This is a genomic window from Exiguobacterium indicum HHS 31, assembly GCF_001939065.1.
Classification (GTDB): Bacteria; Bacillota; Bacilli; order Exiguobacteriales; family Exiguobacteriaceae; genus Exiguobacterium_A; species Exiguobacterium_A indicum.
The window spans coordinates 1499888-1523485 of sequence record NZ_MPSZ01000001.1 but is presented as its reverse complement, the minus strand read 5'-3'; the positions used below and the strand labels follow the sequence as shown (position 1 = coordinate 1523485).

Here is a 23598-nt window from a genome sequence, read left to right as displayed (position 1 = left end):
GAATTAAAGATGGATTGGTTGACACTTTTTGAGATGCAAGAACAGTTGGATAAACGGATTCAGTCAGAACATCAATTGACAGGCAATCAATTCGACGAGCGTCTGCTCGCCTTATTGGTCGAACTCGGTGAACTTGCGAACGAGACACGTTGCTTTAAGTTCTGGTCGAAGAAGGGACCATCCGCTCAAGTCACAATTCTTGAGGAATATGTCGATGGCGTCCATTTTCTACTCTCACTAGGTTTAGCACTTGATTACAAGAAAAGTCATTTTACAGAAGGTGACTTCTATTTGACAGCAACAGATGCTTTTTTAGACGTCTATAACAAAACGAACGTCTTTGCGATTTCGCGGACGGAACAAAGTTATGATGTTCTAATTGGTGCATACCTTGCATTAGGTGCTACACTAGGCTTTACACAGGATATGATTTTCAAGGCTTACATTTCTAAAAATGAAGCAAACCATGTGCGACAAGACAACGGTTACTAAGGAGGAAATCAGATGAACGAACAATTACATATGCTAAAACGTCTCACGGACGCAACAGGTGTACCGGGAAACGAAAAAGAAGTCCGGAGCCTCATGCGTGAATATCTAGAACCTCATGCAGAAGCATTCCACCAGGATGGTCTCGGTAGTCTCTTTGCTGAACATAAAGGCGCAGGCGAAGATGCACCACGTGTATTGATTGCGGGTCACATGGATGAAGTCGGATTCATGGTCACGAAGATTGATGAAAAAGGATTCCTCCGTTTCCAACCACTCGGCGGTTGGTGGGGTCAGGTCCTCTTGGCACAGCGTATGAATATTGTGACGTCATCTGGTGAAGTCATTCCAGGTGTAATCGGTGCAAAACCACCTCATGTTTTACCACCGGAAGCGCGCAATAAGCCGGTCGACATTAAAGACATGTTCATCGATATCGGTGCTTCATCAAAAGAAGAAGTCGACGGCTGGGGAATTCGTCCGGGTGATACGGTCGTTCCACATTGCGAATTTACTGTGATGAAAAATGAGAACTTCTTGATGGCAAAAGCGTGGGACAACCGGATTGGTTGTGCCATCGCAATCGAAGCAATCAAACGCTTAAAAGCAGACGGTCATCCGAACACGATTTTCGCAGGAGCGACTGTTCAAGAAGAAGTCGGATTACGTGGGGCTCAAACTGTCGCACACCTGCTGAAACCATCAATCGCCTTTGCTGTCGATACAGGTATCCCGGGTGACACGCCAGGAATGACCGATCGTGAAGCATTGTCGAAATTAGGTGAAGGCGTTCAAGTCATCATGTTCGATGCAACGATGATCGCACATCGTGGATTGATCGATTTCGTGACGAAAGTCGCAACAGAAGAAAATATCAAGTATCAACTGGACTTAACACCAGGTGGCGGAACGGATGCAGCGAAATTCCATTTGTCTAATACAGGTGTTCCATCACTTGCATTGACTGTACCGATCCGTTACCTGCATACGAACGTCTCAATCATGCATAAAGCCGATTTCGAAGCAGCCGTCGATTTAGTCGTTGCTGTCACAAAACGTCTTGATGCGGAGACTGTCCAAGCGATCTACGAGGGGTAATAAAATAATGAAGCACATCGCATCAGCAAAGAACGAAATCGTTAAACAATGGAAAAAACTCTTAACGAAAAAAGGACGTCTGCAGACGAACCGTTTCTTGATCGAAGGAGAACATCTGATTGAAGAAGCTGTTCGCGCTGGAATCGTCAAGGAATTGATCGTGCGTGAATCGTACCAAGTACCAGGTTCTTGGAAACGAAATGCCGATGTCTTTACGATCGATGAAGCCGTCATCAAAGTACTGGCTGAGACGGAAACGTCGCAAGGTATCTTCGCTGTCTGTGAGATGAAACAAGCTTCGGCACAATTAGAACGAGGACGCTATTTGTTACTCGATCGTCTACAAGATCCAGGGAACGTCGGGACAATGATTCGGACAGCTGACGCAGCTGGATTCGATGGTGTCGTCGTCGGACCGGGAACAGTTGACGTCTATAACGGAAAAGTCATCCGTGCGACGCAAGGATCGCTGTTCCATCTACCTGTCATCTCCATGCCGCTCGAAGAGGCAGTCAATGCCCTGCACGAGCAAGGAATTGCGGTAATCGGCACGGCGTTAGAAGGAGCGACGTCTTATCAAACGATCGCACCGATGGATGCACTCGGTTTAATCATCGGGAACGAAGCACAAGGCGTTGCGCCAGAATTGCTCTCTTATTGTGATGAGCGTGCCTACATCCCGATCCGCGGTAAAGCGGAGTCGTTGAATGCGGCAGTAGCGGCTGGTATTTTACTCTATCATTTTGCAAGCGTGGATTGAAACCGACAAGCGTTCATGCTAAAGTGAACATCAGGAATACATCATGGACGTTGATGGAACAGAGTACGTTAGGGAACGATTCAATCAGGGAGAAGCGGTCGTAGACTGAAAACTGCTTCATGAATCTGCTAACCGAATTCACTCCGGAGTCGCACGAGAGATCGTGACGGGATGCGCCCGTTATCGCGCAATTGGAGGACTTTTCGATTGAAAAGTCAAACAAGGGTGGTACCACGGTGTTTACATCGTCCCTTCGGCATTTGCCGGAGGGACGTTTTTTTATATCTTCAACTAAAGGAGTGGGAAAGATGCGCGAGCAATTAGAAGCATTACGCGATGAAGCGTTGACATTAGTCGATCAGGCAACAACACAAAAAGATCTCAATGACGTCCGAGTCAAGTATCTCGGGAAAAAGGGACCAATCACAGAAGTATTACGAGGAATGGGAAAGTTATCAGCGGAAGAACGACCAGTTGTCGGTGAGATCGCAAATACGGTTCGTCAAGCGATCCAGGAGCAATTGGAACAACGTCTGACAGCTGTCAAACAACAAGAAATGGATGCAAAACTGGCAGCGGAAGCAATTGACGTCACGTTACCAGGACGTCCGAAAAAGGTCGGTCATGCGCATCTCTTGCAACAGGTGACGGATGAGATCGAAGACATCTTCGTCGGACTCGGTTATACGATTGCGGAAGGTCCCGAAGTCGAGCAAGATCTGTTCAACTTCGAGATGTTGAATTTACCGAAGGATCACCCGGCACGTGATATGCAAGACTCGTTCTACATCACGGAAGAAATTTTGATGCGAACGCATACGTCACCGGTCCAAGCACGGACGATGCTCGCTTCTAAAGGTGAACCGATCCGCATTCTCTGCCCGGGTAAAGTCTATCGTCGAGACGAAGATGATGCGACACATTCGCACCAATTCATGCAAGTCGAAGGACTCGTCGTCGGAGAATCGATTTCGATGGCAGACTTAAAAGGAACGCTTGAAGCCTTCGCGAAGCAGATGTTCGGTGAAGCACGTGAAGTCCGCTTACGTCCAAGTTTCTTCCCGTTCACGGAGCCGTCCGTCGAAGTCGACGTCTCGTGCTTCAAATGTGGCGGTAAAGGATGTAACATCTGTAAACAGACGGGATGGATTGAAATTCTGGGCGCTGGAATGGTTCACCCTCACGTGCTCGAAATGGCCGAATATGATAGCACGAAAATGTCAGGTTTCGCATTCGGGATGGGTATCGAACGGATTGCCATGTTGAAATACGGTGTCGATGATATTCGCCACTTCTATACGAATGACGTTCGCTTCAGCGAACAGTTTTAAGGGGGAACGCAGATGTTAGTCTCAAAACAATGGTTGAACGAATATGTGGATGTTAGTCACACATCAGGACAAGATTTGGCTGATTTGATTACAAAGAGCGGAATCGAAGTCGAAGGCGTAGATGTCCGGGATGAAGCGTTGAACAACATCGTCGTCGGACGTGTATTAACGAAAGAAAAACATCCAGAAGCAGATAAATTGAATGTCACGACGGTCGACATCGGGCAAGACGAACCGGTCCAAATCGTGTGTGGTGCACCGAACGTCGAAGTCGGACAAGATGTCATCGTCGCACGCGTCGGAGCTCGCCTGCCAGGTATTAAAATCAAACGTGCTAAATTACGAGGTGTCGTCTCGGAAGGGATGATCTGTTCACTCGAAGAACTCGGATTCGAAAAGAAATATATCCGAGAAGATGAGCAGGACGGAATCCATACGTTCCGTGAACCAGTCACACCAGGACAAGACGTTTTGGAGTTACTCGGTCTACGTGATGAAATCCTCGAACTTGGATTAACGCCGAACCGGTCGGACTGCCTCAGCATGTATGGTGTCGCATACGAAGTGGCGGCGCTTTACGATACGACACCGACTTTCCCGGTCGTTGAAGTCAACGAAGCAGAAACTGCGACGGCAGTCGACGTGACGCTTGATTCAGAGGACTGCCCGTTCTACGCGGCACGAGAAATTCAAGGCGTCACGATTCAAGAATCACCGACTTGGTTAAAAAACCGCTTGATCGCGAACGGCATTCGTCCGATCAACAACGTCGTCGACGTTACGAACTTCGTCTTACTCGAGACAGGTCAACCGCTTCATTCATTTGATGCTGAAAAACTCGGAAAACGGATCGTCGTGCGTCAAGCGCACGCAGGAGAGTCGTTTACGACGCTCGACGAAGTAGAGCGGACGCTCGATTCTTCGATGCTCGTCATCACTGACGGTGAACACCCGGTCGCGCTTGCTGGTGTCATGGGTGGAGCGAATACCGAAGTCGATGAAAATACGACATCGATCATTTTAGAATCAGCTTACTTCGCACCGATTTCCGTCCGGAAGACGAGCCGTGTTCTTGGACTTCGCTCGGACTCGAGTGCTCGTTTCGAAAAGGGCGTTGATCCACGTCGTGTCTTGTTAGCACTCGATCGGGCTGCAACTTTGATTGCTGAACTCTCGGGTGGAACGGTTCAGGCTGGTGTCGCTCAAGCAGGAACGCTCGAGCTTAACGATCACTTGATTGAAGCGAGTGTCTCGTACATCAATCACCGTCTTGGTATGGAGATTGAAGGAACGGTCATGCAAACGTTACTCGAACGTCTTGGTCTCGGTGTTGAATTATCGGGTGATGCCTTGACAGTTAGCGTACCAACTCGCCGCCAAGACTTGAAAATTCCAGCTGATTTAGCGGAAGAAGTCGCTCGTCTCTACGGATATGATGCACTGACTTCAAGCTTACCGTCTGAAGCGAGCCGTGGTTTCTTACCAAAACGGAACATCCATCGTCGTCATTTACGCCGGACATTGCAGGGAGCGGGTCTTTCGCAAGCCATTACGTATTCATTGACGAGTGAACAACGCGCGATGCAATTCAATGAACGGGAAGATTTGCATCCGGTCAAACTGGCGATGCCAATCAGTGAAGCACGTTCGACACTGCGGACGTCCCTCATTCCAGGACTTCTTGAAGTCGCGCAGCATAACGTCGCACGACAGCATGCCGATGTCGCGTTTTATGAACTCGGCAGTGTTTATCTGCAACGGGATGCGTCACTTGAGACACTTCCGATCGAACAAGAAATGATCGGTGGAGTCGCAGTCGGTGTGTCAGAACAACACCGTGCGCACGGAACGCTCGTCAAAACAGATTTCTTCGTCATGAAAGGAATCGTCGAGACACTCGCTTCTGCAGTTGGTGTTACGTTGACGTTCGAGGCAGCGAGCATTCCATCGATGCACCCAGGACGGACGGCGCGCATTTTGCTTGACGGAGAAGCGATCGGATTCGTCGGTCAAGTGCATCCTGGTCTGTCAAAAGAACAGTATGGTCTAAAAGAAGTGTATGTCTTTGAATTAGAGGCGATGGCACTACGTTCGAAAGAAGAGCAGGTCTACTCGGAAATCTCACGTTTCCCATCAATGACACGCGATTTAGCAATCGTCGTCGAGCGATCAGTGACGGCGCAATCCATCGTCGATGTCATGACGGAAGCAGCCGGTCCACTTCTTCAGACGATCGAATTGTTCGATGTCTACACGGGTGAGAACGTTGGAGAGAATGAAAAATCATTCGCTTTCTCCCTCCGTTATCAAAACAAAGAACGCACGTTAGTCGATGAAGAAATCACGACAGCACAACAGCGAGTCGTAGATGCAGTGAAAGAAACGTTCAATGCGGAACTTCGCGCATAATCAGGATAAACAAACAGCCGCTTTCCTTTCAGAGGAAGGCGGCTGTTTTCGTTTGACGACAGATTCAAGAAGCAAGTTCTTCTGTTTCAGATGACACAGCTTGTCGTTTCGTAAAGGTGAAATACAGTAGACCACTTACGAGAACGATCAGACTACAGGACAAGAACATATTGGAATAGCCGATACCGCTTGCGACAGAAGCAAGAATCAAGGCACCGATTCCAAAACCTGTGTCGTAAGCAAGGAAAAAGGTCGAAATGGCTTTCCCTTTCTGTGCAAGCGGCGCGAAGTTCAAAAGGACAGTTTGAAGTCCCGGGAAGATGGAAGCAGAACCGACTCCAATAATGACGGCTGCAAGCAATAAACCAACCAATGAAGGATACATGCCGAGAATGACAAAGCCTATCATATAAAGAACATACGATGGCAACAACACGAATGCAGCTCCTCGCTGATCAAACAATTTTCCGGCAATCGGTCGAATCCCGACCATCCCGAGAGCGACTAATGCATAAAAATAAGAAGCATATGCGACATGTCCGATCGAGTCCGTATACAGTGAGATAAACGCTGATGTACTAGAAATCGCAACGCCTGCCAACAGAGTTGCTATCAACAAAAGCGGACGTGATAAGAAGAGGGACTGACTTAAACGAAACGCGGAAGTACTTGGAATATGTTGACTCGTCAGCGGTAGACGCATCATTAACAACAAGGCGATGACTGCTAGGGCAGCAACTGTCACGAAGTACAGGACGAATGCTTTTTCTTGAATAAAGGCAAGACCAATGACAGGACCAAGGACGGATGCCAAGTTCATCGATAGGACGAAATAGCCCATCCCTTCGCCTTGACGTGTTTTTGGAATCAATGTCGTGACGGCGAGGCTGATTGAAGAAGATAACATCCCGAAACTAAATCCGTGGATGATACGGATGATGATTAGATAAAAAAATGATTCCAAAGGTAGGACGAGCATGTAGCAGATACTCATGACTGTAAAGAGACTTGCAGAGATCATCAAGACGCGCTTTAAGTCGTAACGATCTAACCAGTGACCAATCAATGGACGAGAACAGACGGTTGCCAGGATGAAACTCGTCACGATCCACCCGAGTGCTGAAGCGGAGACTGGAAACTGTTTAGCAGCGAGTAAAGGAAGTGAGGCATTGAGTAGATAAAACGTGATGAAGAGCAATAGGTTAATGATCAGCGTCATGATGTAATGACGCGAGAATAACCGAGCGGTCATGAAGATTCCTCCTGTCGATGTAGAGTAAGTAGGTGCGTCATCCATTCACCAAGCTGTTGCTGATCGGTGAGGGAGAAGGAGGCGAGTAAGCGTTGGTGGGTCTCTTGGACCGCAGCATCGATTTGGTCGAACCGTTCGATGGCTAAAGGTGTCAACGAGACAAAGTGTGTTCGTCCTTCTTTTATCCGAGTGATGAAACCAAGCGTCTCAAGACGTGAGACGGTTTTCGTCACAGCTGGTTTTTCAATGATTAAATAATCGGCCAGTTGGACTTGTGAAACAGGTTGTAGTAATGCGACTGCTTTTATTAGTGCCCATTGACCCGTATGTAACGAGTAGGGAAGCAAGGTAGCATCAATTTCTCGTTTAACGAGACGTGAGACTTTTGATAGTTGTCCGAGTACATCTTCTTGTGTGTAGAGCATCCTATTTCTCCTTTTAGTTAACTAGTTAACTTTAAGAGTGTATCAAAGCTGATTAAGAGGTGCAAGGGAAGAAACGCTCATTTCGAGCATTGAAGAGAATAATTTTCTAGCATGATAAAAGATTAAGCAGGTCTTAAAGCGGGTATGTTCCGTAAAAGAGTATTTGATTTACTTGAAACAATGGATACGACTGTTTATGTGATTGGTTCACTAATTCATCTTGACATAGAGAAGAGACAAGAAGGGAAGAGTACATCATGAATCGACTAGCGAAGCTTCTGAATGAACTATTACCACTCACTATAAAGGAAGCAATCAATCCACTCATTACGAATATCGCAACCGATTCGCGACAAATCACACCTGGCGGATTATTCATCTGTATCAACGGCTACACGGTTGATGGTCACGATTATATCAATCAGGCAATCGAGAACGGGGCTGTGGCGATTTTAGCTGAACGATCGTTTCCGGATTGCCCGATTCCCGTCGTTACCGTGCCGGATACGAAACGACTTGCGGGTCAAGTCGCGAATCGCTTTTACGATCAACCGAGTCAAAAGATGCGTGTCTACGGTGTAACCGGAACAAACGGAAAAACGACGACGACGAAATTGGCGTATGATCTCTTTCGAGCAACAGGTGTGAAAGCCGGCATGATCAGCACGGTCGGTGCACGAATTGACGAGGAACTCATTGAGACGCCGAATACGACGCCTGAAGCCATCATCTTACATCGACTGTTGTATGAAATGGTTGAAAAAGGCGTGACGGATTGCATCATTGAAGTGTCTTCTCACGCATTAGCCGAAGGTCGAGTCGAGGGAGTCTCCTTCCACTCGGCAGCATTTACGAACCTGACGCATGATCATCTGGATTATCATCATTCAATGGAGGATTACGCCAAGACGAAAGCTTTGTTGTTTCAACAAGTCGCTGCGTCAAATGGTCGGACCATCGTCTTGAATCGAGAAGATGGTTGGAGTCGCGTCATGCGAGAAGCTGCGCCTCTACAACCCGTCATCTGGTATACGACGCAACCACACCGGACGTCACAGATCGCGGTCGAGTGGTTGACGGACACCGTCAATGTGCGGATCGACGAGACGACGACACGTGTGCCGACAGCTTTACTAGGTGAGTTCAATGCAGCGAATTTAGCGGCGGCGATGGGATTGTTGCGGGCAGGCGATGCCAACCTCTATACGTTGATTCGTCATATTCCAGAACTGGAATTGCCGAAAGGACGACTCGAACGACTGGACTGGGCACCTTGTGAGATTTATATCGATTATGCCCATACACCGGATGGTCTAGAAAAATGTTTGCAGGCACTCACTTCTTCCGGAGAGTCGCTATCGGTCGTCTTAAGTGCAGCTGGAGAGCGTGATCGAACGAAACGAGCGGAGATGGGGCGAATCGCAAGTAAATATTGTGAACACATCATCGCAACGGTCCATGATGCGAGGACAGAGAATCCGGATCGAATCATCGAAGAGTTAATCGTCGATATTCCACGTGAACATTTAGTAGGGTGTCATACATCCCGTCACGAAGCGCTCGTACAAGCAGCGCATCTGGCGCACGAAGGGAAACGCATCGTCATCGTCGGGAAAGGTCATGACGAGGTAGAACGAATCGGTACAAAAACGATTCCTTTTAATGAAAAACACATACTGCTTGCGGAATTAGAACGACTGTCTGAAGGGAAGTCCGTCATTTAAAAAACCGACCATTCCGTTAAGGTCATGGTCGGTTTCGTTTCGCAGCTAGTTGTTGTGCCTTTTTCGTATTCGCAAAATGGGCTTTCGTCCAGTCACGAAGTTTGTCAGCTCCATAACGTAAAATCAGTGAGGCAGCGACTTGATCCACTTTAGCACCAGCACCTTTCGGAATGACGACACCTGTTGTTTCACTCAACTTGTCCATCTCCTTCAAAAAGATGGCGCGAGCAATGATCGAGGAGGCAGCGACGGCGACATGGAGTTGTTCCGCCTTGGTCGAGAAGTAGACATTTTCTCGAACGGGATTGATGACACCAGACAAGTGTTTATAGTAAACGGTCTTTTCAGCAAACTGATCTATCAAGATCGCTTCTGGTTTCGTCTCCAGTTTGTCAAGAAGTCGCTGCAGGACATCATTATGCATCAGGGCAGTCATCTTTCCTTGTGTCATCGTGCGTTGCATTTGATTGTATTCTGGATTGTGTAGGATACGATATGTGTACGGAATGACGGCATGAAGATCACGGGCGATCTTTCGAATCTCCGTGTCATTCAAGTGCTTGGAGTCACGTACACCCAGTTCTCGAAGGAGTGCAATCTGCTTTCGATCAACGAAGGAAGCGACGACGACGAGTGGACCGAAGAAATCGCCTTTTCCAACTTCGTCACTGCCAGCGACGGACCATTCTGCAAAACCATTTGGTAACGTTGAAACAAGTGGTTCCTTCGATTTAGTCGGTGTAGCCGTGCCGAAGCGTGAAGCGATCGTTTCGGCTTCGGTTCCTTGAAACATCACTTTTCCAGAATTGTAAATCGTGATGACACATCCGGGTACTTTAGCGGCGAAACGAGCATACGGTGGACTCTTCGTCTGTCCTTGTTTAAACTCTTGTATGACGAGATCTTGCTTTTCTTTAGATAAGCGTAAAACGATAGTTCCCACGAGATAACCTCCCTTTCCGGGATTAAGCATACCATCCTTAAGACCGATGGGGGACTTCTTTTCCTAAAACGAAAATGATGGTACTATATGAAAGAAGCAAAGTATGAGGAGGACAGAAAAATGGCTGATTCAGAAGGGTTGAACCGGACGACGATTCATATCGCAGGCAATGATTATACGATTGTCGGAACGGAGTCGCCAGAACACGTACGCGAAGTGGGTCTCCTCGTCGATACGAAAATTCGAGAAATCCGAGAACAAGCACCACAACTCGACGTTCGTCAAATCGCCGTCCTAGCGGCGCTTAATATTGGTAGTGATTACGTAAAAATAAAAAAGAATTTGGGTGAACTATAAACTATGATTTCTTTCGTTATCTTATTACTTCTCGCCTTAGGCATCATGACAGGTGTCCGACGGGGAGTCGTATTGCAGGCCGGGCATTTGCTCAGCCTGATCATTTCCTTCATCGTCGCCTTGTCGTTCTATGAGGAACTGGCGACGAAATTCCGTTTGTGGGTTCCATATCCGTCGACGCTGGATGATGCGGGAATCGATTTGACGATGTTCGCAATTCCAAGTTCAGCACGACTCGATGAAGTGTTCTATAAAGCCTTTTGGTTCGTCGTCCTGTTCTTCGGTACAAAAATCATCTTAGCGATCTTATTGTCGATGTTTGATTCGTTGACGAATGTCCCGATCTTAAAACAAGTCAAAGGATTATTAGGTGGCGTCTTCGGCTTCATCGAGATGTATATCTTCATCTTCTTGCTCTTGTTCTTAGCGGCATTCGTTCCGATTCAGTCGATACAGGATGCGATCGCAGACTCGAGTTTGGCAAGCTTCATCATCCAACATACACCGCTCCTTGCGAATTGGCTGATGGATCAAGTTGGATTGATAAAATAAACATGCTCCCGTTAAATGGGAGCTTTTTTTGAGGGGAGAATTGCACATGCGTACAATTCAAGATGCAATGCGTCACTTGGAACGAATCTCAGTCTATCTAGAGGTGAAAGGGGAAAATCCGTTTAAGATCAATGCTTTCCGAAAAGCAGCAAGTATCCTCGAGGCATCGGATGCTGACTTCATGGCAATCGAGGATTTCACGGCGATGAAGGGGATTGGTAAAGGAACGGCTGCTGTTCTTGAGGAGTACCGGGAAACAGGAACGAGTACGACACTTACGGAACTCGAACAAGAAGTACCAGAAGGCCTGATTGCTTTACTGAAGATCCCGGGTCTTGGTGGGAAGAAACTTGCTAAATTACATGAAGTCGGCGTCATTGATGCGGATTCCTTTGCAGAGAAATTAGCGGATGGTACAGTCGAAGCGATGCCTGGATTCGGTAAGAAGACGGTCGAAAAGTACGTCAAAGCGCTCGAAACGTTTGAAACACGACCGGAACGATTACCGTATGGTGTCATGCGGAAGGTCGTTGCGGAATTAAATCAGACCCTTGCGTCGTTCGATGAAATCATTCGCTTCGAAGTTGGTGGAAGCTTCCGCCGAGCAGAAGAGACGTGCAAGGATCTTGATTTCATCCTCTCGACGAACGAACCGGAACGGATCAAGGAGCAACTCTTGGAACTGTCGCTCATCGATGAAGTCATCGCTGCCGGCAGCACGAAAGTATCACTCGTCTTAAAACGAGACGTCCATTATATCGCGGTTGATTTCCGAATCGTCGATGACGCTTCGTACGCATCCACATTACATCACTTCACGGGTTCGAAGGATCACAATGTGCGGATGCGTCAGCTCGCCAAAGAACGAGGAGAGAGCATTTCTGAATATGGCGTTGAGACCGAGCAAGGATTAGTGCAGCCGAAGACGGAAGAAGAATTGTTTGCGCGGTACGACTTACCGTTCATCGCACCTGAATTACGAGCAGGTCGTCAAGAGTTCGAACAGGATTTGTCACGCCTTTTGACGGAACAGGATATTCAAGCAGATGTACACATGCATACGACATGGTCAGATGGCACGTTATCTGTTGAAGAACTGGTCGATGCGTGTGCTGCACGAGGGTATACATGGATGGCGATCACCGACCATAGTAAGTATATGAAGTTCGTCAATGGATTGACGGAAGAACGTCTACGTGCGCAACGGGTCGAAATCGAAGCAGCACGCAAGAAACATCCCGAGATGACGATTTTATGTGGCGTCGAGATGGATATCTTGCCTGATGGGTCGCTCGATTATGCAGATGATTTCTTAAAAGAGATGGATTACGTCATTGCCTCGATTCACTCGAAATTCGATCAGACGGAAGAAGAAATCATGCAACGGCTTGAGAATGCGTGTCGTAATCCTTACGTTTCTCTGATTGCCCATCCGACAGGACGAATCATCGGTAGACGAGAGGGCTATGCCGTTAACGTCGATCGCTTGATCGAACTAGCAGCCGAGACAGGAACAGCGCTTGAGATGAATGCAAACCCGGCACGATTCGATTTGACGGCAAGTTCCCTAGCAAAAGCGAAGGCTGCTGGTGTGAAAATTTTGATCAATACGGATACACACCGACCAGAAATGTTAGAAGATATGAAACTTGGAGTCCTCCATGCACGTAAAGCCTATTTGGAGGCGTCTGATGTCATCAATACGTGGAGCGCTGAAGCAGCACTTGCCTTCTTCGGTCGAAAACGTTTAGGAGTGGATTAAATGAATGCCAACGCATTACGCGTCTTAGAATATGAGAAGTTAAAAGAAAACATGTTATCGTTCACGGCAAGCTCACTTGGAGCACAGTTCGTTCGAGCGATGCGTCCAGCGGAAGAGTTCGAGCAGGTCAAGGAGTTGTTAGCCGTCACGACGGAAGCAACGACGGTTTACCGTTTGCGTGACCGTTACCCGTTCGGTGGATTGACAGATGTCCGCAGTGAGGTCAAACGGGCAGAAATTGGTTCGGTCCTTTCAACGAGTGAACTCTTATCCGTTGCAGACGTCGTCTATTCAGGACGTCAAGTGAAGGCGTTCCAAGAACGATTGCACGAAGATCATCCGGATCTACGATTACCACGACTCGACAGTCGAATCGAACAGATCACGAAGCTCGTTGAGATCGAACAGGGGATTCGCCATGCCATTGACGACCAAGGAACTGTTCAAGATTCGGCAAGTGATAAATTACGAGCGTTACGTAGTCAGTTGCGTTCGCTCGAAGGACAAGTTCGTTCAAAAATCGATAGTGTCTTACGTAGTAAAGCGAAGATGCTGTCTGACGCCATCGTGACGATGCGAAATGATCGCTACTGTGTCCCGGTCAAACAAGAATATCGTCAAGCGTTTGGCGGGATCGTTCATGATCAGTCGGCGTCCGGTGCAACGTTGTTCATCGAACCACAAGCCGTCGTCTCTGCGAACAACGAGATTCAAGAAGCACGTTTGAAAGAACGGGCGGAAATCGAACGAATCCTTGCACAATTATCAGCACTTGTCGGGAGTGTCGGCGACTCGCTGCGCATCAACCTCGATGTATTAGCAGAACTTGATTTCATCATGGCGAAAGCATTGTACGGTCATCAGATCGGAGCGGTCGAACCACGCTTGAATGAAAATCGCCATATCATTCTGAAGGAAGCACGACATCCCTTCATTCCAAAAGAAGAGGTCGTACCGATCACTGTCTCGCTAGGTGGCGATTTTACATCACTCGTCATCACCGGTCCGAACACCGGTGGTAAGACAGTTACCTTAAAGACGATTGGTCTTTTGCAATTGATGGTGCAATCAGGACTATACGTACCGGCAGCAGATGAGACGGAGCTCAGTGTCTTCGATGCGATTTATGCCGATATCGGGGATGAACAGTCGATTGAACAAAACTTGTCGACGTTCAGCTCGCACATGACGAACATCGTCTCGATGATGGAGAAAATCGATTTCATGAGTTTGGTGCTGTTTGATGAATTAGGAGCGGGAACGGACCCGACAGAAGGGGCTGCCCTAGCGATTGCAATTCTTGATGAAGTAAAACGCCGCGGAGCACGCGTTGCAGCGACGACGCACTATTCGGAATTAAAAGCGTACGGCTATAACCGAGAAGGAGTCGTCAACGCGTCAATGGAATTCGATGTCGAATCCCTCAGTCCGACGTATCGCTTACTCATCGGTGTACCGGGACGCTCGAACGCGTTCGAGATTTCAAAACGTCTCGGACTCGAAGACCGGATCATCGACGCAGCACGTGGTCAAATCGGTAGTGACGCACAGTCTGTCGAAACGATGATTGAACGATTGGAAGAAGCGAAACAACGTGCTGAAACGTTAGAGGCTCAGTTGCTAGAAGAGAAGAAACGTCTCGTTGCAGAGCGTGAGCAGTTCGAGCAAGAACAAGCCGAGATCCAAGAAGAGAAGAATGAGATTTTAGCAAAAGCAGAAGAAAAAGCAGCGCGTGCTGTCGAACGTGCTCAAAAAGAAGCGGAAGGTGTCATTAAGCGCTTGAAGGAATTACGTGATGCTGGTGCCGTCAAAGAGCACGAATTGATCGAAGCACGTAAAAAACTGGAAGATGCGAAGCCGAGTCTGCAAGAGAAGCGGATCGCTAAAGTGAAAGCGAAATACGACCAAACGCCACGTTTTGATAAAGGGGAAGAAGTTAAGGTCACGACCTTTAATCAAAAAGGCTATATCATCAACCAACAGGCAAATGGGGAGTATACCGTTCAAGTCGGCATCATGAAGGTGAACGTCAAACCGGAAGATCTCGCGAAGATCGGCAGTACACCAAAACGTCCTCAAACAAAAGGGCGTTCTGGTGGAACAAGTGTGACGAAACAATCTGCACCTTCCGCTGAACTGGATTTACGTGGCGTCCGTGTCGAAGAAGGATTAACGAAGCTCGAACGCTTCATGGACCAAGCTTTGTTATCGAACTACGACCACATTCGTGTCATTCATGGTCTGGGTACGGGAGCGATGCGTCAAGGTGTCCAAGAATTCTTGAAAGGTCATCGTCACGTCAAAGGTCACCGCTTAGGTGGACAAGGTGAAGGCGGACACGGTGTGACGATCATCGAACTGAAATGAGGAAAGCAGGATGAACATTTTTGAGAACGTCTATGTCTATACGACAGCGCTCTATTCGGTCGCGGGATTACTGATCATTTTAGGACTTGCACTTTTTGAGTTGACAACCCGGTATAAAAACTGGGAACATATCAAGAGTGGCAACATCGCCGTTGCGTTAGCAACAGGTGGAAAAATCATCGGACTCGCCAATATCGTTCATTTCGCTGTGCAAGGGGAAGAACGGGTCGGGTCGATATTTCTTGAAAGTGCTTTTGGCTTCTTACTGTTGATATCGACATACTGGATCTTTGAATTCCTGACACCGAATTTGCCGGTAGACCGTGAAATCGAGAATGGCAACATTGCTGTCGGTATTATTTCATGTGCCTTATCGATCGGCATGTCCTACGTCATCGGATCAGCGTTAGTGGGGTGAATCCGTGTTAGAACGTTTAGCGAAAATCATGTTCGGGGTTTCGATCGCCTTTTTGGTCGTCGGTATCCTTTGGATTGTATTTAATTAAAAGAACCGGTCTTACCGTGTGATCATTCCGTACTGACATCGTTTCAGTACGGAATTTTTATTGGAAGCCACGCCTAATCAAAAAAGGAGGAACGCATATGAACGTACGAAAAACAACAACGGCAGAAACAAGACGCCGTGCTTTTGAAGCAATGCAATTAATTTCTTGGAAGGATATTTTTTGGGTCATCATTGGATCAGCCATTCTTGCCTTTGGCATCAATTACTTTACGATTCCAAACGATTTATCAGAAGGTGGATTGATCGGGATCACGGTCATCTTCTACTACCTCTATGGCTGGGATACGGGACTTGTTTCCCTGATTGCGAACGCTTTGCTGTTCGTCGTCGGTTATCGATTCCTTAGCCGGAAGACGATGCTTTACTCCGTCATCTCGGTCGCCGTCACATCGTTTGTCCTCTCTTCGACAGCAAATCTAGCGACATCATCGGATAGCCGTTTAATTGGTACGGTCTATGCGGGTATTCTGATTGGTGTCGGAATCGGACTTGTTATTCGTGCTGGAGGAACGACGGGTGGGGGTGTGATCATCGCTCGATTGATGAATAAGTATCTCAATCTCAGTATCGCGGTTTCGATGTTCATCATCGACGTCGCAGTCGTCGGCGCATCAGGGTTCCTATTCGGAGAAGAGACGATGCTGTATACGTTGATTGCGATCATCATCGGTTCGTACTTGATTGATCTCGTCAGCGAAGGATTGAATGTCCGCGAAGCGGTCACGATCATCAGTCATCGCCAAGAGGAAATCGCGACAATCCTGACAGAGACGCTCGGCCGTAGTGCAACGGTCATTCACAGTCACGGTCATTTCACGAAACAAAAAAATGATATGTTGTATATGATCGTCGATAAACGACAACTGGCACCGTTGAAACAGATCGTCGAAGCAGCGGATCCCCGCGCCTTCGTCGTCATTCATAAAGTGCGCGAAGTCATTGGAGAAGGATTCACGTATCCATCCCGGTGATGTCTATTAAAAAGCAGTGCTGCTTCTTTTTCGGAAACGAGAAAGGGAAGTACTGCTTTTTTGTATGATTCTCGATTGAAAGAATCGAAAAAAAAACAAGCAGATTCGATTTCTTTTTTTGGATTTTACTGGCATGTCGAATTGGAATCAACGTATAATAAAAATGAATAGTAATTCATTATCTGGGAGGGAAACGTATGGAATCCGTTTGGTTATCTGATTATCCCGAGCAAGTACCCGCATCGATTGATTATCGAGAATTACCTCTTTATCAGGCACTCGATGAGGCAGCGATCGATTTTCCAGAACAACGTGCCTTGAGTTTCTTAGGAAAACGTATGACGTTTCGTGAAGTACGTGACGAGGCCCGCGCACTTGGGAGCCTGTTACAAGAGCACGGACTAAAAAAAGGGGATCGCGTCGGACTGATGTTACCGAACTGTCCCCAGTATATGATCAGTTATTATGCGGTTCTCTATGCAGGTGGTATCGTCGTCCAAGTGAATCCACTCTATACAGACCGTGAACTTGAACAGATTCTCGTCGATTCGGGAGCACATCTACTCGTGACGCTTGATCTACTTTATCCGAAAGCGTCTCGTGTCAAAGCGGCGACGACACTTAAGACGGTCGTGACGACAAGTATCGCGGATTACCTTCCCTTCCCTAAAAATAAACTGTATCCGATTAAAGCACGGAAAGATAACAACATCATCATTGATACGACAGGTTCGATTCCGTTTTTATCTTTGCGGGGGTATGAGCCGATTACACCAGTCGCGATTCAACCGAAGGAGGACGTCGCGGTTCTCCAATATACGGGTGGAACGACAGGCGCACCCAAAGGTGTCATGTTGACACACTTCAATTTGAGTGCAAACGTCGAACAGATTGACAAGTGGTTCTATAAATATAATCGAGGAGATGGACGGAAGCTGTTAGCAGTCGTTCCTTATTTCCATGTCTATGGCATGACGTGTAACCTCAATTTCGGCATATTTAATGCCTATGAACAAATCATCGTTCCAAAATTCGATATTGAACAGGTACTCAAGACGATTCATAAGGAAAAACCGAATCTGTTCCCAGGTGCTCCGACGATGTATGTCGGTCTATTGAATCATCCGAAGCTGAAGAAGTATGATCTCTCTTCGATTGAAGCCTGTATTTCTGGTTCAGCTCCACTACCTGTCGAAGTGCAGGAAAAATTCGAAGCGCTGACGGGTGGGCGGATCGTTGAAGGATACGGTCTGTCTGAAACGAGTCCGGTGACGCATACGAACTGTATCTGGGATCGTCGGATTCCTGGAACGGTCGGTATTCCGGTGCCCGATACGCAAGCGAAAATCGTCCAAGCAGACGGAGAGACACCAGCTGCTCCAGGTGAGATTGGTGAGATCATCGTCACAGGTCCGCAAGTCATGAAAGGATACTGGAAACGACCAGAAGACACGCAAGCGGTTCTGCGAAACGGTTGGTTGCATACGGGAGACCTTGGATATATCGGTGAGGATCATTACTTCCGAATCGTCGATCGGAAAAAAGATTTAATCATTGCTTCTGGATTCAACATTTATCCACGTGAAGTCGAAGAAATCCTATATGAACACCCAGCCGTCAAAGAAGCGGTCGTCATCGGTGTTCCAGATGTCTACCGCGGAGAGACCGTCAAGGCGTTCATCGTCGTCAAGGATGAGATGACGGTCACGGAAGAAGAACTCGATCAATTCTGTCGTAAACAGTTAGCATCGTTCAAAGTACCGAAGCAGTACGAATTCCGGCAAGAGTTACCGAAGACGTTCGTTGGTAAGATTCTCCGCCGTGTTCTCGTTGAAGAAGAACGTGCCAAACAACTCGAAGAAAGCAGTTGACAGGATAAAATGGCATGATAGAATAAATATGAATGAACCATCATTCATTTTATGCGTTAGGAGATAGTGGAATGAAACGAACAATGTCAAAGAGTGACCGCATCATTGATGCCGCCGTAAAAGTCATCGCTAAGAACGGCTACCATGGAGCGAAAGTGACTGCCATTGCAAAGGAAGCCGGAGTTGCGGATGGAACGATTTATCTGTACTTCAAGAATAAAGAACATCTCTTGATTTCGCTCTTCCAAGCGAAAATGGGAAGTTTCATCGAATATTCCGAAGGACAAATCGCGAGCCATACGTCAGCGACGGAACAATTGGCAGCATTGATCGAGGCGCACCTCGAGCAATTATCCGTCGACTATGATTTAGCGGTCGTCACGCAGATCGAATTGCGTCAATCGAACCAAGACATGCGTCAAAACATCGCTGCCGTCTTGAAACCGTACTTGCATCTGATTGACCGAGTCGTCAAGCACGGGATGACGACAGGTGAGTTTTCAAACGAACTCGATTATCGATTAGCACGTCAGATGATTTTCGGAACGATCGATGAGGTCGTGACGAGCTGGATGGCAAGTGGATTCAAATATGAGTTGCTTGAGACACGTGACGGGATTCATCGGATGTTGATCAAAGGGCTGAGTTAAGCCCTTTTCATGACAACAATCATGTAAGCGGATACAAAGAATGATGGTGAATAGACGACAAGGGGGAGCATGAGATGGAAATCTATGTACTGTTGAAACGCACGTTTGATACGGAAGAAGCAATCCAACTCGAGAATGGTCAAATCGATGAGGATGGCGCTGAGTTCATCATTAACCCGTACGATGAGTATGCGGTAGAAGAAGCGATTCGTGTCCGTGATGCACAAGGGGGAACGGTGACGGTCGTGACGGTCGGACCGGAAGATGCGGACAAGGAATTACGAACAGCACTCGCAATGGGAGCGGACCAAGCAGTTCGCATCTCGATTGAAGATGATATCGAAGAGGCAGATCATTTCACGATTTCTGAAGTGCTCGCTGGTTATTTGAAGGAACAAACGGTTGATCTCGTCATCGCCGGAAACGTCGCAGTTGATGGCGGAAGTGGTCAAGTAGCACCACGCGTCGCAGAATTACTCGACATCCCTTATGTGACGACGATCACGAAACTAGAGCTCGACGGTACGAAAGCTGTCGTAACACGCGACGCTGAAGGGGATACGGAGACAATCGAAACAACACTTCCGTTACTCGTGACTGCGCAACAAGGGTTGAACGAACCACGTTACCCAAGTCTTCCGGGGATCATGAAAGCGAAGAAAAAGCCGCTAGAAGAACTCGAACTTGATGATCTCGAACTGGATGAAGACGAACTCACACCACGTCTAGAGACGATCGAGCGTTTCTTACCACCGAACAAAGCAGCCGGTAAGATCCTTGAAGGTGAACTAAACGAGCAAGTCGCACAGCTCGCATCATTATTACGCAACGAAGCAAAAGTGGTCTAAGGGGGAGAAACGAATGACAAAAGCATTAGTACTCGCAGAATCACGGGATGGCAGTTTACGGAATGTGTCGTTTGAGGCAATCGCAGCAGCGCGACGTGTCGCTGACGAAGTCATCGCAGTCCTGATTGGACACGATGTTGCAAAGGATGCGGATGCACTAGCATCACGCGGAGCGGACCAGGTGCTCGTCGTCGAGGATGAGCGTCTTCTACACTACACGCCAGACGGTTACGGACAAGTCTTCCTCGAGTTGATGAACCGGACGTCACCCGACGTGCTCGTCTTCGGACATACGTCGCTCGGCAAGGATCTATCACCGAAAATCGCGGCAAAATTGCAAGCCGGTTTGATCAGTGACGTGACGGCGATTGAAGGGGAAGGCGCGGATGCGTCATTCGTTCGCCCGATCTACTCGGGGAAAGCATTTGAAAAAGTCAAAGTCGCAGAAGGCAAGACGCTCTTTACGGTCCGCCCGAACAACATCGATCCACTCGAAGCAGGTAGTTCACAAGGGACGGTCGAGTCGGTCACAGTCGAACTGAAGGATTTACGGACGATCGTCGCAGACATCGTACGCAAAGCAACTGGCGGCGTTGACTTATCAGAGGCAAAAGTCATCGTCGCAGGTGGACGCGGTGTCAAGAGCTCGGACGGCTTCGCACCGTTACAAGAACTAGCAGATGTCCTCGGAGGAGCAGTCGGTGCTTCGCGTGGTGCTTGTGATGCGGATTACTGCGATTATGCCCTTCAAATCGGTCAGACGGGGAAAGTCGTTACACCGGACCTTTATATCGCGTGCGGGATCTCAGGTGCGATCCAACACTTAGCAGGGATGTCAAATGCGAAAGTCATCGTTGCGATCAATAAAGACCCGGAAGCGAACATCTTCTCTGTCGCGGACTATGGCATCGTCGGAGATTTGTTCGACGTCGTGCCATTATTGACAGCAGAATTCAAAAAAATGCTCGTTCACGGATAAGTTTGAAGGCCGGTACCATTATCATGGTGCCGGTTGTTTTTGCGGATTTTTCGCGTGAGCAGTTTCGTTTGTTGGAAGAGACTGCTATGATATACTCGAATCAATAAAGAGATCACCCATTTTTTTACCGGGTCGATCTACTCATTAGGAGGTTATGATCAATGGCAATCGTACACGCAACTAGCCAATCATTTAAAGAAGAAACACAAGAAGGACTCGTCCTTGTTGATTTTTGGGCAACATGGTGTGGACCATGTCGTATGCTCGCACCTGTTCTTGAAGAACTCGATGCTGACATGCAAGATGTAAAAATCGTCAAAGTCGACGTAGATGCAAACCCAGAAGTAGCTGGAGCATTCCAAGTTCAAAGTATTCCGACACTCGTTCTCTTCAAAGATGGACAACCTGTCAACAAAACAATGGGCTTCATGCCAAAAGACGCACTTAAAGAATTCGTTGAAACATCTAACTAATTCTTTCCTGCATATCAAAACAGACCGTTCTGCACAGGCAGAACGGTCTGTTTTTTTAGATTACATTGGCGTACAAAGTTCAATCAGGTGACCATCGGGGTCGAGGACATAGGCGACGACTTGCCCCCATGGTTTTTGAGTAGGAGCGAGGATGGTCTCATATCCTGCCTCCACCACCTTCTGAAAAAGAGTCGGGACGTCATCCGTGATGAAACCAATCTCTAACGTCTGTTGTGTTTTTCCACTTGGTATCGGGTAATCCGGAATCAACTGTTGCACGTCTTCACGCGTATTGAAGGCGAGTGTCGTCTGACCGGTCTCGAACTCGATGTAGCTCCCGTGCTCCGCCTTGACGGGTAGTCCAAGAACGTTTCGATAGAATGCCAGCGTCCGTGCCGTGTCTTCAACGTATAAAATCGTATAGCCGTATTGGATCATCCAAAAGCCTCCTGTCAATCCTCGAATAAAGAAGCGATGTCTGAAGCAGGTGTCGGGTAAGCGAATCCAGTCTGTTGCATCGAAGTACTTGGAATCCGGTGCTGCATCGCAAACGAGAAATAGTTTGCTAGTTCCGCTGCATTGACACCGATGAAGTGTGCGCCAAGGACTTGATCATCTTCCCCGACGAGCACTTTCGCCCGAGCGAAACTGTCCTTGATCCGTGCGTTCGTTTGCCAAGCGGACGTATCAATCAAGCGACCACGATAAGGAATACCTGCTTTTTTCAAAGCAGCTTCCGTCTCACCAACGAGGGCGAGGTTCGGCGCGGTGAATACGACGCTAGGTACAGGAAGCAGCTCTAGTTTCCGATTGTTCCCTTCGAGCATGTTATCAGCAGCGAGTCGTCCTTCGGTTCCAGCGAACGGTGTCAAGGCAGGATTCCCGCTGACAGCGACGTCTCCTGCAGCATAGATATGTTCCACAGAAGACTGGAGATATTCATTGACGTGAATTCCTTTTTCATTATGTGCAACGCCGATAGTTTCAAGTCCGAGCTGATCGATACTCGCGACACGTCCAGTCGCGTTCAAGACGACGTCGGTCTTCAACACGTCACCGTTCGATAAACGAAGTGAGTCCTCTTCGTAAGCGACGACTTCTGCTTCTTTGATGATCGAGATACCAAGTGCCCGTGTGGCTTCTAACAGCACATCGACCAATTCACTTTCGAATTGTTTTAAGGCGTTAGAACGTAAGACGATCGTGACGTCTGCGCCAGCAATACGAGCGAGATGGGCGAACTCGAACGAGATATAACCGCCACCGATGCAGACGAGTCGGCGTGGAAGTTCTTTCAGTTCAAGAAACTCATTACTTGTTATGAAACGCTCACTACCGGGTACAGATAATTCGCGAGGTCGTAAACCTGTTGCGATTAAAAACTGTTTCCCTTCGATTTCTTCTTCACCAATTCGAAGACGATGTGAAGACACGAAATGCGGTTCTCCATGGAAATAGTCGATGTCCGTTTCCGCGTACCGTTTTCGTGTTTGCTCAGGAATAGCACGTGTATATTCATTCTTACGCTCCATCAATTGGCGCCAATCAATCGAAATTAATCCTTTGACGCCGTATCCGAGTAAACGTTCGACAGCATCTTTCGTCTCACTACCCGTCAATAAGATTTTTTTGGCGTCACATCCACGCTGTGCGCATGTACCTCCTGGAGTGAAATTCTCAACGATGGCAACACGTAGTCCTTTTTCGATGAATTTATAAGCCGCTTGATTTCCAGCAGAACCCGTTCCAATCACAATGCAATCATATGTACGCATTTTTCATCCTCCGTATGTCATAATCAATGTATGGTA

The 23598-nt window shown here is 47.7% G+C and carries 22 protein-coding genes; 17 read left to right on the top strand and 5 right to left on the bottom strand.

From position 1 onward, the window contains the following. Positions 1 to 9: 9 nt before the first annotated feature. From N179_RS08150 to pheT, 5 genes are all read left to right on the top strand, one after another. Positions 10 to 492, top strand: coding sequence for a dUTP diphosphatase (locus N179_RS08150; protein WP_023469014.1), 483 nt, complete (start codon positions 10 to 12; stop codon positions 490 to 492). Between the two features lie 12 nt (positions 493 to 504). Continuing rightward, positions 505 to 1587 (top strand): M42 family metallopeptidase, encoded by a 1083-nt coding sequence (locus tag N179_RS08145; RefSeq protein WP_029342316.1) that lies wholly within the window; start codon positions 505 to 507, stop codon positions 1585 to 1587. Further along, a complete protein-coding gene (locus N179_RS08140; protein ID WP_371811222.1) occupies positions 1562 to 2347 on the top strand; it encodes a TrmH family RNA methyltransferase in 786 nt (261 codons plus the stop codon). Before N179_RS08145 ends, N179_RS08140 begins: the two co-directional genes overlap by 26 nt. A gap of 308 nt (positions 2348 to 2655) precedes the next feature. Further along, entirely contained in the window at positions 2656 to 3678 is a 1023-nt protein-coding gene (gene pheS, locus N179_RS08135) for a phenylalanine--tRNA ligase subunit alpha (RefSeq protein WP_035396564.1), read from the top strand. Positions 3679 to 3690: 12 nt separating this feature from the next. Continuing rightward, complete coding sequence (gene pheT, locus N179_RS08130) at positions 3691 to 6087, top strand: phenylalanine--tRNA ligase subunit beta (RefSeq protein ID WP_075642605.1); 2397 nt, start codon at positions 3691 to 3693, stop codon at positions 6085 to 6087. Positions 6088 to 6151: 64 nt separating this feature from the next. Here pheT and N179_RS08125 read toward each other — a convergent pair whose 3' ends face one another. Then, positions 6152 to 7339: an MFS transporter gene (locus tag N179_RS08125; RefSeq protein ID WP_075642604.1), complete on the bottom strand. Its 1188-nt coding sequence runs from the start codon at positions 7337 to 7339 to the stop codon at positions 6152 to 6154. After that, positions 7336 to 7764: a MarR family winged helix-turn-helix transcriptional regulator gene (locus tag N179_RS08120; protein WP_023469008.1), complete on the bottom strand. Its 429-nt coding sequence runs from the start codon at positions 7762 to 7764 to the stop codon at positions 7336 to 7338. The genes N179_RS08125 and N179_RS08120 overlap by 4 nt, the downstream gene beginning before the upstream one ends. 257 nt (positions 7765 to 8021) lie before the next feature. On the opposite strand from N179_RS08120, the gene N179_RS08115 reads away from it, so the two are divergent. Continuing rightward, positions 8022 to 9488: a UDP-N-acetylmuramoyl-L-alanyl-D-glutamate--2,6-diaminopimelate ligase gene (locus N179_RS08115; protein ID WP_075642603.1), complete on the top strand. Its 1467-nt coding sequence runs from the start codon at positions 8022 to 8024 to the stop codon at positions 9486 to 9488. A 22-nt stretch (positions 9489 to 9510) separates the two neighbouring features. Here N179_RS08115 and rnhC read toward each other — a convergent pair whose 3' ends face one another. Further along, positions 9511 to 10431 carry a ribonuclease HIII gene (gene rnhC, locus N179_RS08110; protein WP_023469006.1) on the bottom strand — a complete coding sequence of 307 codons (921 nt, stop codon included), beginning with the start codon at positions 10429 to 10431 and terminating at the stop codon, positions 9511 to 9513. Between the two features lie 120 nt (positions 10432 to 10551). On the opposite strand from rnhC, the gene zapA reads away from it, so the two are divergent. The 11 genes from zapA to trxA all read left to right on the top strand — a co-directional run bounded on the left by zapA (position 10552) and on the right by trxA (position 21787). Continuing rightward, complete coding sequence (gene zapA, locus N179_RS08105) at positions 10552 to 10788, top strand: cell division protein ZapA (RefSeq protein ID WP_029342308.1); 237 nt, start codon at positions 10552 to 10554, stop codon at positions 10786 to 10788. A gap of 3 nt (positions 10789 to 10791) precedes the next feature. Beyond that, a complete protein-coding gene (locus tag N179_RS08100; protein WP_075642602.1) occupies positions 10792 to 11340 on the top strand; it encodes a CvpA family protein in 549 nt (182 codons plus the stop codon). Between the two features lie 46 nt (positions 11341 to 11386). Next, positions 11387 to 13102 carry a DNA polymerase/3'-5' exonuclease PolX gene (polX, locus tag N179_RS08095; RefSeq protein ID WP_075642601.1) on the top strand — a complete coding sequence of 572 codons (1716 nt, stop codon included), beginning with the start codon at positions 11387 to 11389 and terminating at the stop codon, positions 13100 to 13102. Then, positions 13103 to 15469, top strand: a complete 2367-nt coding sequence (locus tag N179_RS08090; RefSeq protein ID WP_075642600.1) for an endonuclease MutS2 — start codon at positions 13103 to 13105, stop codon at positions 15467 to 15469. A 10-nt stretch (positions 15470 to 15479) separates the two neighbouring features. Then, on the top strand, positions 15480 to 15887 hold the full coding sequence (locus N179_RS08085; protein ID WP_023469001.1) for a DUF350 domain-containing protein: 408 nt from the start codon (positions 15480 to 15482) through the stop codon (positions 15885 to 15887). Positions 15888 to 16072: 185 nt separating this feature from the next. Beyond that, positions 16073 to 16966, top strand: a complete 894-nt coding sequence (locus tag N179_RS08080; RefSeq protein WP_023469000.1) for a YitT family protein — start codon at positions 16073 to 16075, stop codon at positions 16964 to 16966. 197 nt (positions 16967 to 17163) lie between these two features. After that, positions 17164 to 18837, top strand: coding sequence for an AMP-binding protein (locus N179_RS08075; protein ID WP_075642599.1), 1674 nt, complete (start codon positions 17164 to 17166; stop codon positions 18835 to 18837). Positions 18838 to 18908: 71 nt separating this feature from the next. Next, complete coding sequence (locus tag N179_RS08070) at positions 18909 to 19487, top strand: TetR/AcrR family transcriptional regulator (protein WP_023468997.1); 579 nt, start codon at positions 18909 to 18911, stop codon at positions 19485 to 19487. A gap of 74 nt (positions 19488 to 19561) precedes the next feature. Continuing rightward, positions 19562 to 20335 carry an electron transfer flavoprotein subunit beta/FixA family protein gene (locus N179_RS08065; RefSeq protein ID WP_023468996.1) on the top strand — a complete coding sequence of 258 codons (774 nt, stop codon included), beginning with the start codon at positions 19562 to 19564 and terminating at the stop codon, positions 20333 to 20335. A gap of 13 nt (positions 20336 to 20348) precedes the next feature. Continuing rightward, positions 20349 to 21314, top strand: coding sequence for an electron transfer flavoprotein subunit alpha/FixB family protein (locus tag N179_RS08060; protein WP_035396582.1), 966 nt, complete (start codon positions 20349 to 20351; stop codon positions 21312 to 21314). Between the two features lie 161 nt (positions 21315 to 21475). Then, a complete protein-coding gene (trxA, locus tag N179_RS08055) occupies positions 21476 to 21787 on the top strand; it encodes a thioredoxin (protein WP_023468994.1) in 312 nt (103 codons plus the stop codon). Positions 21788 to 21847: 60 nt separating this feature from the next. On the opposite strand, the gene N179_RS08050 is transcribed toward trxA, so the two are convergent. Both N179_RS08050 and N179_RS08045 read right to left on the bottom strand, forming a co-directional pair. Further along, the gene (locus tag N179_RS08050; RefSeq protein WP_075642598.1) at positions 21848 to 22225 is read right to left on the bottom strand and encodes a VOC family protein; all 378 of its coding nucleotides are present in this window, start codon (positions 22223 to 22225) and stop codon (positions 21848 to 21850) included. A gap of 14 nt (positions 22226 to 22239) precedes the next feature. Next, on the bottom strand, positions 22240 to 23562 hold the full coding sequence (locus tag N179_RS08045) for a dihydrolipoyl dehydrogenase family protein (protein WP_075642597.1): 1323 nt from the start codon (positions 23560 to 23562) through the stop codon (positions 22240 to 22242). Positions 23563 to 23598 lie beyond the last annotated feature (36 nt).